Genomic DNA, 13,601 nt, shown 5'->3' on the forward strand with positions numbered 1-13,601 from the left:
ATTTTTCCTTGTGGAACGGGCCGGAGAGCCCGTTCCAAAATTTGATTAAAAGGACTTTTGCAAGAGGTCTATTGTTTATAATTGCTTATAAACTCAATGAAGTTTTACGATACCACCCATATTCGATCGTGACCTACGAACCCCTGCACCACAAATATCGCCCTCAGACATTTGCCGAATTAGTCGGTCAAGAGGCGATCGCCCAAACCCTCACCAGCGCCATCCTGCAAGATCGCATAGCACCAGCATATCTATTCACCGGCCCCAGAGGCACCGGTAAAACCTCCAGCGCCAGAATTTTCGCCAAATCCCTCAACTGTATTTCTACTGGTGTTCCTACCGCGACTCCCTGTGGCAAATGCAACGTTTGCCAAGAAATTGCCCGAGGTTCGACGCTAGATGTCATCGAAATTGACGCCGCCAGCAACACCGGAGTAGACAACATCCGCGATTTGATCGAACGAGCTCAATTTTCCCCCGTACAGTGCCGCTATAAAGTATATGTAATCGACGAGTGTTTGACCGGTGATTCTCAGGTAAAAACTAGCGAAGGTCTGATGCGGATCGACAATCCCAACATCAAAGGAAAACAAGTTCTCAGCTATAACGAAACTTCAGAAATTTGGGAATTTAAAAAAGTTTTGAGGTGGTTAGACCGAGGGGAAAAACAAACACTGGTGATTAAAACCGCCAACCGAGAAATCAGATGTACTGGCAATCATCCAATCAGGACAGAACAGGGATGGATACGAGCAAAAGACGTAAAAGAAGGAGTGAAGATACTATCCCCTGTGAATGTGGGTGCGGCAGCCTCATTCACAAAATTGGAACAGATGGACGCTTGCGGAGATTTGCCAGAGGACATCAATTTTACGGGAATACCTACGGACAAAAATCCTACGACTTTGCCTCTATTCTCGAACAGGCTCAAGCCATCCGACCTCTCTGTGCGTGTGGCTGTGGAGAACAACTCGAAATACCAGACTTTTTACAAAAAAAAGGCAAAGGGATTAAGAGTATTCAGTCTAATTGGCAGCGACATCCGTATAAAAAAGGACATGGACTTTGGGATGCAAGAACGGAACAGTTCTTGGCAAATGCCGAAGTTTTGCAACCAGAAACACTCGGACTCATCTACGGAACATTGCTTGGAGACGGTTTTATCACCTACCCAAATAAATATAGCCGATTCCCAAGATTGGGCTGGACACACGGAGAAAAGCAGCGGGAATGGTTGGAATACAAAGCTTCTTGCCTTTCGACACTGCGACCAAAGTTACGAGTTACACCTAACCGAGGATACGGAAATACATCAGTCTGTTGCAACACAGCCTGCCATCCCCAACTTAGAGATGTCTTTGACGCTGTTAAACCCAACGGAAACGGAAAATACGTCACAATGGATTGGCTCGATCGCGTCACTCCAGAAGGACTTGCTTGGTGGTACATGGATGATGGCTCGCTCAGCATTTCCCCAGAAGGAAGTCCAAGTATCCAAATTCATACAGAAGGATATTCTAGGGCAGAAAATCAACTCCTTGCCAATTGGCTTACAGGTTTGGGATACCCAACAACAACTAAATTTTACAGAAGGTCTAACACCTGTAAAACCTACGACTACATACACATGGGTGCCGAAACCAGTAGAAAATGGGTATCAGACTTTAAAAAGTATTCAATCCCTTCAATGGATTACAAGTTTGGAGACAGTCGAATATGTAAAAGTCGCTGGGGTCGAGAGAGTTTACGATATTGAAGTAGAAGACAACCACAATTTTGTCGCTAACGGTCTTCTGGTTCATAATTGCCATATGCTAAGCACCCAGGCATTCAACTCTCTACTCAAAACCCTAGAAGAACCGCCCGATCGCGTTGTATTCGTCCTCGCAACAACCGACCCACAAAGAGTCTTGCCAACTATTATTTCTCGCTGTCAAAAATTTGACTTTCGCCGCATCCCTCTCGATGCAATGACCGCTCACTTGCACAAAATTGCCCAATTAGAAAATATCAACATTGCCAGCGACGCAGTACAAATGGTCGCTCAAATTGCCCAAGGTGGCCTGCGAGATGCCGAAAGTTTGCTCGACCAACTGAGCTTATTTCCCGGTCAAATAACAGTCGAAAAAGTTTGGGATTTAGTCGGTGCCGTCCCCGAAAACGACTTGATGGATTTACTGCAAGCGATCGCGCAAGATAACGCTACAGCATTAATAGACATGACCCGCCACCTCATGGATCGCGGTCGAGAACCGCTAATCGTGCTGCAAAGTCTCGCCAGTTTTTACCGAGATTTACTAATAGCCCAAGCTGCACCAAAACGGTCAGATTTAGTAGCTTTAACAACCGCAACTTGGGGAAAATTATGCGATTTTGCGCGCAAGTGGGATGCCGAGTTAATTTTGGCAGGTCAGAAACACTTGCAAACTCATGAAGTGCAAATTAAAAACACAACTCAGCCGCGTTTGTGGCTGGAAGTAACGCTATTGGGATTGTTGCCCTCAGCAATTAGAACTCAGCCGCAACCGGCAGCCGAACCAGGTAGAAATATTGCTCAATCCCAAATTCACCCCCCCCAACCCCCCCTTGCTAAGGGGGAGAGTTCCCCAGCTAATATCGAACAGCCTCCCGCAGCCAAACCTCAAAATCAGCCTCCAACTTCGCAACCTATTGCCGATCGCCCAGAAAGCACACCTCCTGCGCCGATTCCCGAAGCAATACCAACTCCTGAAACGAATCAAACAAATTATTCACAAACTAATTCCGCCAGCGAAATAGATTTAGATAGAGTGTGGGAACAGGTGCTGAACCGCGTGCGACCCCACGGCACTCAATCGCTACTTCGCCAACACGGACAGCTACTAATTTTTAGCAATGATAGTGCTTATGTTAAGATTAGTTCGCAACCGTTGCTCAAGATGGTTAAAGACAAAGTAGCTAATATTGAAGAAGCTTTTGTGCAAGTTTTTAACCGTCAAGTAACAGTAAAAGTGGGAGTTGCCAATCCTGCTGAAACTAATAGTTCCAGCATCAAGGATTTGCCAGCTTCTAACGGAGGTGTTGCCGAAAACCCTAGGAATTCTCATCCTGCGGGCGATGCGAATCAACGGGTGCAGAACTCGGCGAGTTCTGAGATTCTTGATGATTTTTTGGCGAAGGATGGAGAAGAACAAAAACACCCGTCAGCGGCTGAAAATACCGCCGCTAATGTGCCGGAAATTTCCGAAGTGCGATCGTCGCAAACAAACGACTATACAGACTCTCAGAATGACTCTAAAGCTCAGGCTGTAGCGGTGCGCGATGACGCGCGAGATGTCGCAAATTCGGCTAGGGTGTTGGCTAATATGTTTGAGGGGGAAGTAGTCGATTTGTCCGATGACTTAGAGATTTGGGAGTCGGAAACTTTTAGATTGGAATCTGAACCGGATTTTCCAGAGTTATCTTCTGAGTTAGGTGAGGATGATTTTATAGATTGGTAAATCGGAATTGGGAATTGGGCATTGGCTTGACATATAATTTTACTAATACTTGCCGTTCTGCTTAGGTAGATAAACATTGAAACCAGATTATCTAGGTTAAAACCGAAATGACTAAAAATCAACTTCTTTCGCTTCCTAGCTGGGAATGGGGATATTTTAGATATTCATCTGCGTTAATCTGTGTTTATCTGCCTATATCTGCGGTTAAAAAAAGAAATTTTCTTAACCGCAGATAAAAATTGACAATGTAAAAACCTTTAAGCCGACTCTGGCTTAGGTAAAGAAGACGGAAGCACCAACAACTCAGCAGTCGATCGCTTCTCGACCATTTCCTTAGTAATCGTACACCGGGCAACATCCTTGCGCGACGGCAACTCGTACATCACATCCAACATCAACTCTTCGACAATTCCCCGCAGCGCCCGCGCTCCAGTTTTGCGGCGGTATGCCTCCTGGGCGATCGCCCGAATCGCATCCGACTGAAAATCCAACTGTACATTATCCATCTTCAGCAGCTTTTGATACTGCTTAACCAAAGCATTGCGCGGTTCAGTCAAAATCGCCATCAGCGTTGCCTCATCCAGCGGCTCCAACACCGCCGCCACCGGTACCCGCCCGATAAACTCAGGAATCATCCCAAACTTCACCAAATCATCCGGTTCCAGTTGCTTGAGCACGTCGGCGGCCCGCTTTTCCTTCGGCACAGCTTCTCCGGGCTGAATAAAACCCATTGACTTTTTACCCGTTCTCTGCTCTATCACTTTTTCCAGACCGACAAAAGCGCCGCCGCAGATAAACATGATATTGCTGGTATCAATTTGGATGCAGTCTTGATAGGGATGCTTGCGGCCGCCTTGGGGAGGTACGTTCGCGATCGTCCCCTCCAGCATTTTCAGCAGCGCCTGCTGCACGCCTTCCCCAGACACATCCCGCGTAATCGAAGGATTTTCGCTCTTGCGGGCTATTTTGTCAATTTCATCAATATAAATAATGCCGCGCTGCGCCTCTTCCACATCCATATCTGCCACTTGCAGCAGCCGCAGCAAAATATTTTCCACATCTTCCCCGACATAGCCCGCTTCCGTCAGCGTCGTCGCGTCAGCCACCGCAAACGGTACGTCCAGCATATCCGCCAACGTCTGAGCCAGCAGAGTTTTCCCGCAGCCCGTCGGCCCGATTAACAAAATATTCGATTTTTGCAGTTCTACTTCTTCCGGCGGGTGTTTGCCGCTATTTTTGGCATGGATAAAGCTCAGGCGCTTGTAGTGGTTGTAAACTGCCACGGAGAGCACCTTTTTCGCCTCATCTTGCCCGATCGCATTTTCGTCGAGGTAATTTTTAATTTCCCTCGGCTTCGGAATTTGGCTCATCGACATACTTTTGCCCGAGGTAGCGCGGCGCTTTTGCGTCGTTTCCTGCTTCGGGGCCGCCGCCGGCACTGCACTCGAGTCAAACAACTCCTCATCTAAAATTTCATTGCACAAGTCCACGCATTCGTCGCAGATATACACCCCGGGCCCTGCGATTAACTTGCGTACTTGCTCTTGAGACTTGCCACAAAACGAACATTTTAGATGGGAGTCGTACTTAGACATAACAGCCTCTTAATTCAGTGCAGTGACATTCTCTCCCGCCGCCGGAAGGTTTTCCTTTTCGATAACTCGATCGACCAAACCGTAATTTTTGGCTTCCTCGGCTGACATAAAAAAGTCGCGCTCTGTATCCGCCTCTAATTTGTCGATCGGTTGACCTGTGTGGTGCGCTAACAGTTCATTCAGCTTACGCTTATGATAAAGGATTTCTTTGGCTTGAATCTCAATATCAACTGCTTGACCTTGAGCGCCTCCGAGCGGCTGGTGGATCATAATCCGGGAACTCGGAAGAGACATCCGCTTGCCGGCTGCTCCTGCTGTCAGCAGAAATGCGCCCATACTCGCTGCCAAACCGTAACAAATCGTCACCACATCCGGGCGGATTTGCTGCATTGTGTCATAAATTGCCATGCCGGCCGTCACCGAGCCGCCGGGGGAATTAATGTACATTTGGACATCTTTTTCTGGGTCTTCGGCATCTAGATACAATAGCTGAGCCACTATCGAGTCAGCCACTTCGTCGGTTACGGGGGTTCCTAAAAACACAATTCGCTCCCGCAGCAAGCGCGAGTAAATGTCAAAAGCCCGCTCGCCCATCCCCGACTGTTCTAGTACCATCGGCACTACATTGCTGGGGCTGTTGCTGACATCAAAATCGTTATAGCTTGTAATTAGGTAATTGGAAGATTGAGATACAACCATAAGACACCAGTCAAGGATTTGAGACAATTTGCTGCTGCTGATGAAAGCTTTAAATTAAGCCGCCAGCTTTTAACTATTATGCCTCTTCTGAGCCCCGATGGGGGGAATGGGGAGTTTTGAGTTTTGAGATTGCTTTGTGTGCGACTCGCAATGCTGGCGTGACTAGCAATACTCCCGGGGTGAATGAGTTAAAAGACTTACTTCCAAATAATCGCTGTTTCTAGTGGACACCCGAAGCTTGTAAGCTGCTACGCATCTAAATTGAATACAGAGACGGGCAGGATGCCCGTCCCACAAGAATTGTAGAAAAATTGACAGTCAAATTAGATACACAGCAGCTTAGTAAGGATCGGGTGCGCCGTTAAAATCACGGTTGATTTCATGCCCCCAATTAGGACATTTGAACACATTAAGTTCTATTCTTCGCTTACGACTTCCACTTCGACGCTTGTGGCTGCTTCTTCTCCAAAAACTTCAGCGTCTGATTCTTCGGATTCTTCTGCTGCGGGAGTCAGAGAGCCTTCAGGTACGAGTTCGATTGTCGCTTTTTCTTCCAACCATTTCAGGGTTTTTTGTTTGAGCAAGTCTTCTGCTACAAAATCCATCAATTTTAGAGGGTCAAAATTTCCTTTGGGAAATTGTCTTCTGACTTTTGCTACTTCTTCTACTACTTCTTCTGGCTCAACAGATAAGGATTCCAGCTTAGCTACTTCTGCCAGAGCTAGAGACTGCTTGAGCCGATCGACTGCTTCCGGGCGCGAGCGTTCCCGCATCGGCCCCATATTTTCTTCGGTAAACAGTTGGTTGATATCTATGCCGTAATTTTTCAATTGGACGGCTTGTTGGTTCAGCAAGTAATCGATTTCGCGATCGACCATTGTTTCTGGGATTTCCACGTCTATTAGCTGCACGAGGGCTGCTGATATAGCTTTTTCCTTATTAGCTGATGTCTGGTTTTCTTGGTCTGCTTTAAACCGAGTTTCGAGAGATTCGCGCAGTTCTGCTAAGGTTTCAAACTCGCTGACTTCTTGGGCGAAGTCGTCATCCAACTCCGGCAATTCTTTTTCCTTAAGTTCTTTGAGGGTAATCGTAAAGACTGCCGGTTTTCCCGCTAATTCTTCACTGCTGTACTCGTCGGGGAACTGCACGGAAACTTCTCTGGTTTCTCCTGGATTCATCCCGATCATGCCTTCGATAAAGCCCGGTACAAACTGATTTTCCGACAATTCTACTTGAAAATCTTCTGCTCCGCCGCCGGGAATTTCTGCGGGGGTTTCGCCTTCGGCTGCTTCCGCAAATCTACCGGAGAAATCAACCAAAGCCATATCTCCTAACTGAGCCGGTCGGCCTTCTACGGGGATTAAAGTAGCTTTGTCCGATCGATATTTTGCCAGTACCTCATCAACCCGAGCCTCATCGTACTTAGCTTCTTCTGCTTGAAGATGCAAGCCGATGTACTGACCCATTTTGACTTCTGGTTGTACGTCAACCTTAGCTGTAAATGTCAAAGTCTGTTCCGGGTCGAACTTAGCTAGTAATTCTTCAAACTCTGTGCTCAGTTCAAAACTGCCAATTGCCTGAATTTTTTCTTGTTCGAGGGCTTTTTGCAGCGACTCATTAATCAAATTTTCCAAAGCCGTCGCCTTCAAGCGAGTCTGGCCCAGGCGCTGTAGCAAAACTTGGCGGGGAACTTTGCCTTTGCGGAACCCAGGAATATTGATCTCGCGAGCAAATTGTTTAATTACTTGCTCGTAAGCTTGTTTTGACTTTTCTGACGGTACTTCGATTTCCAGACCAATTTGGCTAGCTGGAAGTTTTTCCTGGGTTACTTTCATCGGCTTTTTTGATATTTAACAATAGTGTAATAAAATACATACAAATCTGACTTTGCCTGCATTTTAAGTTTGTACGCTTTGACTTGTAGCGGCACAACTACAAACACCTCTACCGGATGAGACTGTAAGTCGTGACCGGCGACTTTTTTGGCTTTTGCCAAATAGTTTTAGTTTGAGGATACTAGCTTTTTTTGCTAGGAAAGTGGAGGTTACGTCCACTAATTGCCGATGCACCATAGCACATATCGCCCTGTGATGTCAATGTTTTCGACGGCGGCGGCGCGTCAAAGTCAATGGATGCGCCTGCTCGCAGACCGATGCGGATTGGGCGCGGGGCAGACGGCGAAAGATGCTAAACTGGGATTGTGTACGATCAACCGCTGCGGTTAACTGCACCTCTACCACCGGCTCGCGCCCTAATGTCGGATAAAATATATTAAGTTTGATAAGCTATTGTAAATTTAAATTGTATATTTCCATAACAGCTTAAAAATCCTCTCCCCCTCTCTCCCTCGGACTCTTGGGTTCTCCGACTCTCGGACTCTCTCCCCCTGATTCGGCATACACAATCTCTCAGGCGCAACAGCTTGTGGCGCGGTTATTTGAATTTTTGATTTCGATCGCAGAAACTATATTTTTTGGAGGAAACTAACTTTGTCTCAATCCTACCGAGTTGCCATATTAGGAGCCACCGGCGCAGTCGGTGCCGAGTTGCTAGAACTCCTGTACAGCCGGAAATTTCCGATTTCTGAATTGAAGTTGTTAGCTTCGGAGCGCTCAGCAGGCACAAAAGTGCCCTTTGGCGGCGAGATGCTGACGGTCGAAGCAGTTTCGGAGCGATCGTTCGATAATGTAGATCTAGTGCTAGCCTCCGCCGGCGGTTCTACTTCTAAACTATGGGCTCCGAAAGCCGTGGCCGCTGGGGCAGTGGTAATCGACAACTCCAGCGCTTTCCGCATGGATGCGACGGTGCCGCTAGTGGTTCCCGAAGTCAATCCCCAAGCGGTGGCAGCTCACCGAGGTATCATTGCTAATCCCAACTGCACGACGATTTTGATGGCAGTTGCCGTTTGGCCGCTTCACAAAGTTAGGCCTGTGCAGCGCATAGTGGTAGCGACTTACCAGTCTGCTAGCGGCGCGGGAGCCAGAGCAATGGAGGAAACGAAAGCTCAAGCCAGAGCAATTTTGGCTGGGGAAACTCCCAAAACCGAGATATTTCCTTACCCCTTAGCTTTTAATTTGTTTCCGCACAATACGCCGATTAACGATTTGGGGTATTGTGAGGAAGAGATGAAAATGCTAAACGAAACTCGGAAGATATTCGGTACGGACAAAATCAGAATTACTGCAACTTGCGTGCGGGTTCCCGTACTTCGCGCCCATTCCGAAGCGATTAATCTAGAGTTTGCAGAGCCTTTTAGTCCGAACGAGGCCAGGGAAATCTTAAAGGGGGCGATCGGGGTTAAGCTGGTAGAAGACTGGCAAGCTAATTATTTCCCGATGCCTTTAGAAGCCAGCGGTAAGGATGAGGTGTTAGTCGGCAGGATTCGCCAAGATATTTCTCACCCCTGCGGGTTGGAGATGTGGCTGAGCGGCGATCAAATTCGCAAAGGGGCGGCTTTAAATGCGGTGCAGATAGCTGAGTTGCTAGCCGAAAAAGATTTGTTGCGAATATCTGCGGCGGCTGCTTATAATTAAGGTGGACTCGGCAAAAAAAACTGAGACAAGCCTCCTACTTAAGTCGTAAAGAACCAAAAATTTTAGGATCGAGTTAAGCTCCCAGATAAATCTGCAGCAAGTAAATCTAAAATCTAAAATCTAAAATCGACTGAAGCTGGCAATTTGGCAAGAGAAATGGCGACTTTAGATAAACCTTCGATCTAAAATCAAAAAGTTAAAATCAAAAATCAACAGTCTAAAATCGGAGAAAGTGTGGTAAAGTTTGGACGGGTTCTGACTGCAATGATTACGCCGTTTAAGGAAGACGGCAGCGTTAACTATGCGGTAGCAGAACAATTGGCAGTTCATTTGGCCGATCGCGGTACTGATAGCTTAGTAGTGTGCGGAACTACGGGCGAATCTCCCACTATGACCTGGGATGAAGAGTACGAATTATTTCAGGTGGTACAAAAGGCGGTGGCCGGTAAAGCTTTGGTAATAGCAGGAGCCGGATCGAATTCTACTTCAGAAGCAGTCGCAGCTACGCAAAAAGCCGCTAAACTAGGGTTAGATGGCTGTTTGCAAGTCGTTCCTTATTACAACAAGCCGCCGCAAGAAGGTTTGTACAATCATTTTCGGGCGATCGCGCAATCTGCTCCAGAATTGCCTATAATGTTATATAACGTCCCCGGTCGCACAGGCCAAAATATGTTGCCAGAGACAGTAGCTCGATTGGCAGAAATATCCAACATTGTGGCCGTAAAAGAAGCAAGTGGCAACTTGGATCAAGCAAGTCAAATTCGGTGCTTGACATCCCCTGAATTTGCCATCTATTCTGGAGATGATTCCCTAACTTTGCCGATGTTGGCGGTAGGAGGATCTGGTGTAGTTAGCGTAGCCAGCCATCTGGTAGGAGAGCAACTGCAACAGATGATCGAAGCTTTCGAGACCGGTCAAGTTCAAGTCGCTACCCAGATTCACTTGCAACTATTTGACTTGTTTAAAGCTCTATTTCTCACCACAAATCCCATTCCCGTCAAGACAGCTCTCAAACTTCAAGGCTGGGATGTAGGTTCCACCCGTCCGCCCCTGTGCGATCCGCCCGTTGAGGTAACTCAAAAGTTAAAGGACGTACTGAGTCAACTAGCCCTGGTATTAGCTAGCTAGACGAGATAGGCGAGAACGAGTTTTCAGACAACTGAATATTGGTTGTTATCAGTCATTGGTCATCAGTCATTAGTCATTAGCTATGAGTTATTAGCTGACAGCTAAGGATTGCGGATTGAGGATGGGAGACAACTGAGTGTACGGGAAAGTAAAACCCGTAGGAAATTTTTCCAGAAATATCTTGGAAAAAATCGCCCGTTAACGAACAGAAGACGACAACAAACAACAAACAACAAACAACAGACAGCAGACAACAGTCAACAGACAAATAACAAAATAACTAACAAAGGATACGCATGATCAAAAATACAACTGCACAAGTTCTAAAAGTTATTCCCCTCGGCGGGCTGCACGAAATCGGTAAAAACACTTGCGTGTTCGAGTACGGCGACGAAATAATTCTTTTAGATGCAGGTTTAGCTTTCCCCACAGATGGAATGCACGGTGTAAATATTGTCCTCCCAGACATGACATACCTGCGGGAAAACAGCCAAAAAATTAAAGGTATGATCGTGACTCACGGTCACGAAGACCACATCGGCGGCATCCCTTATCACCTCAAACAATTTGAAATTCCCGTCATTTACGGCCCGCGTTTGGCGATGGCTTTGCTCGCGGGGAAATTGGAAGAAGCCGGAGTGTCTCACCGCACAGAATTGAGGACAGTTAGACCCCGCGATACGGTAAGAATTGGCAAGCATTTCTTAGTCGAATATATTCGCAACACTCACTCGATGGCCGACAGTTTTACTGTGGCAATTCATACTCCCGTGGGAATCATAATCCACACCGGAGACTTTAAAATTGACCACACTCCTGTAGACGGCGAGCATTTTGATTTGCAAAAGCTGGCGGAGTACGGCGAAAAAGGCGTCTTGTGTTTGATTAGCGATTCTACTAACTCGGAAGTTCCCGGTTTTACGGCTTCCGAACGTTCTGTAGCCCCGAACTTAGACAGAATCATCGCTCAAGCAACGGGACGGGTAATGGTGACGACTTTTGCGTCTTCCGTACACCGATTGCAAATAGTTTTAGAATTGGCTAAGAAAAACAATCGGTATGTAGGAGTGGTTGGTCGATCGATGTTGAACGTCATCGCTCACTGCCGCAATCTCGGCTACATCAAATGCGAAGACAGTCTTTTCAAACCGCTGAAAGAAATCCGCAATTTACCCGATGACAAGGTACTGATTTTAACTACAGGTTCCCAAGGCGAACCGATGGCGGCGATGACTCGCATTGCTAACGGCGAACATCACGAACTGAAAATCAGAAAGGGCGATACAGTCATTTTCTCAGCTAATCCGATTCCGGGAAATACGATCGCAGTGGTAAATACGATCGACAAACTGATGATGCTGGGCGCAAACGTGGTTTACGGGCGCGACAAGGGAATTCACGTTTCGGGACACGGCTGTCAGGAAGACCAAAAGTTAATGATTAACATGACTCGTCCCAAGTTCTTCTTGCCGGTTCACGGGGAACACCGGATGCTGGTTCAGCACTCCAAGACAGCTCAAAGCATGGGCATTCCCGCTAGCAATATGGTGATTGTAGACAACGGCGATGTCGTAGAATTGACTGAAAATTCGATGCGACTCGGTACTAAAGTGCCTTCAGGAATTGAATTAGTAGACTCTTCTCGATCGGGCGTTGTCAAGGCGAGCGTCCTCAAGGAACGCCAGCAGTTAGCCGGAGATGGCGCAGTAACTGTAGCAGCCGCTTTGAATTGGGAAGGCAAATTAGTTGCTAAGCCGGAAGTACACTTAAAAGGTGTAGTGACATCAGCCGATCGCGCCGAAGTGATCGGATTAATCAATCAAACCATTGAAACAGTTTTGAGCGATCGCTGGTCGGAATTTGTCCTACCTGCTACTGCTGACTCACAAGTTAATGTTGACTGGGTAGGAGTTCAAACGCAAATAGAAAAGGCAATTGGGCGAGTGCTGCGCCGACAATTGCAAAGCAATCCTATGCTGGTATTCCTGATGCAAATTCCTGAAGAAGCAGTGCGATCGGAAATTGTGCAAACATCCCAGCTTTCGCTTGAAGCACCTAAACTAGCATCATCAGTACCATCCCCAGTACCAGCCCCTGTTAATACAGTAACAGGTCGCCGCCGCCCTCGGACTGCTGCAAAAGTAGCTTCCGTCGTTTCCTAGTACGATCGAGCCCAGACCCCAAGCCTGGGATTCGATTTTCAACCGGAGATAAACGCAGGCGAACGCAGATAGATTTGATAACTATCTGCGTTCGCCTGCGTTCCGAAGCGGTGAAAAATTAACAGAAGTTACTCAAAAGGCTCGCGCGGTAGCAATATCTTTGCTAAGCTGTGGAGCATTTAAACCACTAACGAGGCCTGTAGGGTGCGTCAGCTAGAACACTTACGCTTACAAAGGAAACGAGAAAGGGCTGACGCACCCTACAATACTATTTTAAATGCGTAACAGCTTACCAGTTAAAGTCATTTTAATACTTGGATATCTTATTTCGTTTAATTAACAGTCTAATTTGGTAAATATCATAATTTTAGCTGTTCTTGAAAAGCAGGTGATTTTTAATTTTATATCAATTCCGGTTGCGCCGGAATGATATAGAGGACACGGCATTGCCGTTTCCCCCCCACGACAGATTTATTGTAGAGACACGGCACTGCCTTGTCCTGATTTCGGGTGATATTAATTCCGGTTCCATCGAAATTAATTTTAAACTTTCACTCAAGCCCGGCTCAGATGTTCTCATAGTCCTGCACTTGGCGGCTGGTGGGGGTCAATCAATTTTAGATTTTAGATTTTAGATTTTGGAGGCGACCCCACGGATAAATGCGGGGGCTTGAGGATTTTAGATTTGAGATTTTGAATTGATTCCACGGATGAATCACGTGGCGGGTACCATGAAGAAATTCTTGGTCAAGAGGTCGGAGACTCGCTGTTTAAGCGACTTATTATAGTCGCGGAAAACAAGACTTTGAAAGAATTTCGCCTTTTTAACTATCAGCCGGGAAGTCCCTCTGTGTATTTAGAGGGGATAAATCTGAGTGTAAGCGAAGTACCCCGAATAAATCACAGCAGGGATGTCCAGAAGCGTCGGTCGTCGCGGACATAGACCGACAATTATATTTGAATTAGTGTTGTATTTTCGGCACAGCTTAACTATACTATAATAAG

Annotated in this window: 9 protein-coding genes; 5 read left to right on the plus strand and 4 right to left on the minus strand. The window is 46.8% G+C overall.

What is annotated here, in order from left to right; all coding sequences use genetic code 11:
• Positions 1-128: 128 nt before the first annotated feature.
• A complete protein-coding gene (dnaX, locus tag QUB70_RS28170; protein ID WP_332984867.1) occupies positions 129-3,479 on the plus strand; it encodes a DNA polymerase III subunit gamma/tau in 3,351 nt (1,116 codons plus the stop codon).
• A gap of 257 nt (positions 3,480-3,736) precedes the next feature.
• On the opposite strand, the gene clpX is transcribed toward dnaX, so the two are convergent.
• From clpX to QUB70_RS28190, 4 genes are all read right to left on the minus strand, one after another.
• Positions 3,737-5,074 carry an ATP-dependent protease ATP-binding subunit ClpX gene (clpX, locus tag QUB70_RS28175; RefSeq protein WP_332984869.1) on the minus strand — a complete coding sequence of 446 codons (1,338 nt, stop codon included), beginning with the start codon at positions 5,072-5,074 and terminating at the stop codon, positions 3,737-3,739.
• A 9-nt stretch (positions 5,075-5,083) separates the two neighbouring features.
• Positions 5,084-5,773: an ATP-dependent Clp endopeptidase proteolytic subunit ClpP gene (gene clpP, locus QUB70_RS28180; protein WP_332984870.1), complete on the minus strand. Its 690-nt coding sequence runs from the start codon at positions 5,771-5,773 to the stop codon at positions 5,084-5,086.
• Between the two features lie 416 nt (positions 5,774-6,189).
• Positions 6,190-7,608 carry a trigger factor gene (gene tig / locus QUB70_RS28185; RefSeq protein ID WP_332984871.1) on the minus strand — a complete coding sequence of 473 codons (1,419 nt, stop codon included), beginning with the start codon at positions 7,606-7,608 and terminating at the stop codon, positions 6,190-6,192.
• Complete coding sequence (locus tag QUB70_RS28190) at positions 7,605-7,769, minus strand: hypothetical protein (protein WP_332984873.1); 165 nt, start codon at positions 7,767-7,769, stop codon at positions 7,605-7,607. The genes tig and QUB70_RS28190 overlap by 4 nt, the downstream gene beginning before the upstream one ends.
• Before the next feature lie 67 nt (positions 7,770-7,836).
• On the opposite strand from QUB70_RS28190, the gene QUB70_RS28195 reads away from it, so the two are divergent.
• From QUB70_RS28195 to QUB70_RS28210, 4 genes are all read left to right on the plus strand, one after another.
• Positions 7,837-7,998, plus strand: a complete 162-nt coding sequence (locus QUB70_RS28195) for a hypothetical protein (protein WP_332984874.1) — start codon at positions 7,837-7,839, stop codon at positions 7,996-7,998.
• Between the two features lie 264 nt (positions 7,999-8,262).
• Entirely contained in the window at positions 8,263-9,306 is a 1,044-nt protein-coding gene (locus tag QUB70_RS28200) for an aspartate-semialdehyde dehydrogenase (RefSeq protein ID WP_332984875.1), read from the plus strand.
• Positions 9,307-9,540: 234 nt separating this feature from the next.
• Positions 9,541-10,434 (plus strand): 4-hydroxy-tetrahydrodipicolinate synthase, encoded by an 894-nt coding sequence (gene dapA / locus QUB70_RS28205; protein ID WP_332984877.1) that lies wholly within the window; start codon positions 9,541-9,543, stop codon positions 10,432-10,434.
• Positions 10,435-10,730: 296 nt separating this feature from the next.
• Positions 10,731-12,596, plus strand: coding sequence for a ribonuclease J (locus tag QUB70_RS28210; protein WP_332984878.1), 1,866 nt, complete (start codon positions 10,731-10,733; stop codon positions 12,594-12,596).
• Positions 12,597-13,601: the final 1,005 nt, after the last annotated feature.

Source organism: Microcoleus sp. A003_D6, from assembly GCF_036702825.1.
In the GTDB taxonomy this organism is placed as follows: domain Bacteria; phylum Cyanobacteriota; class Cyanobacteriia; order Cyanobacteriales; family Microcoleaceae; genus Microcoleus.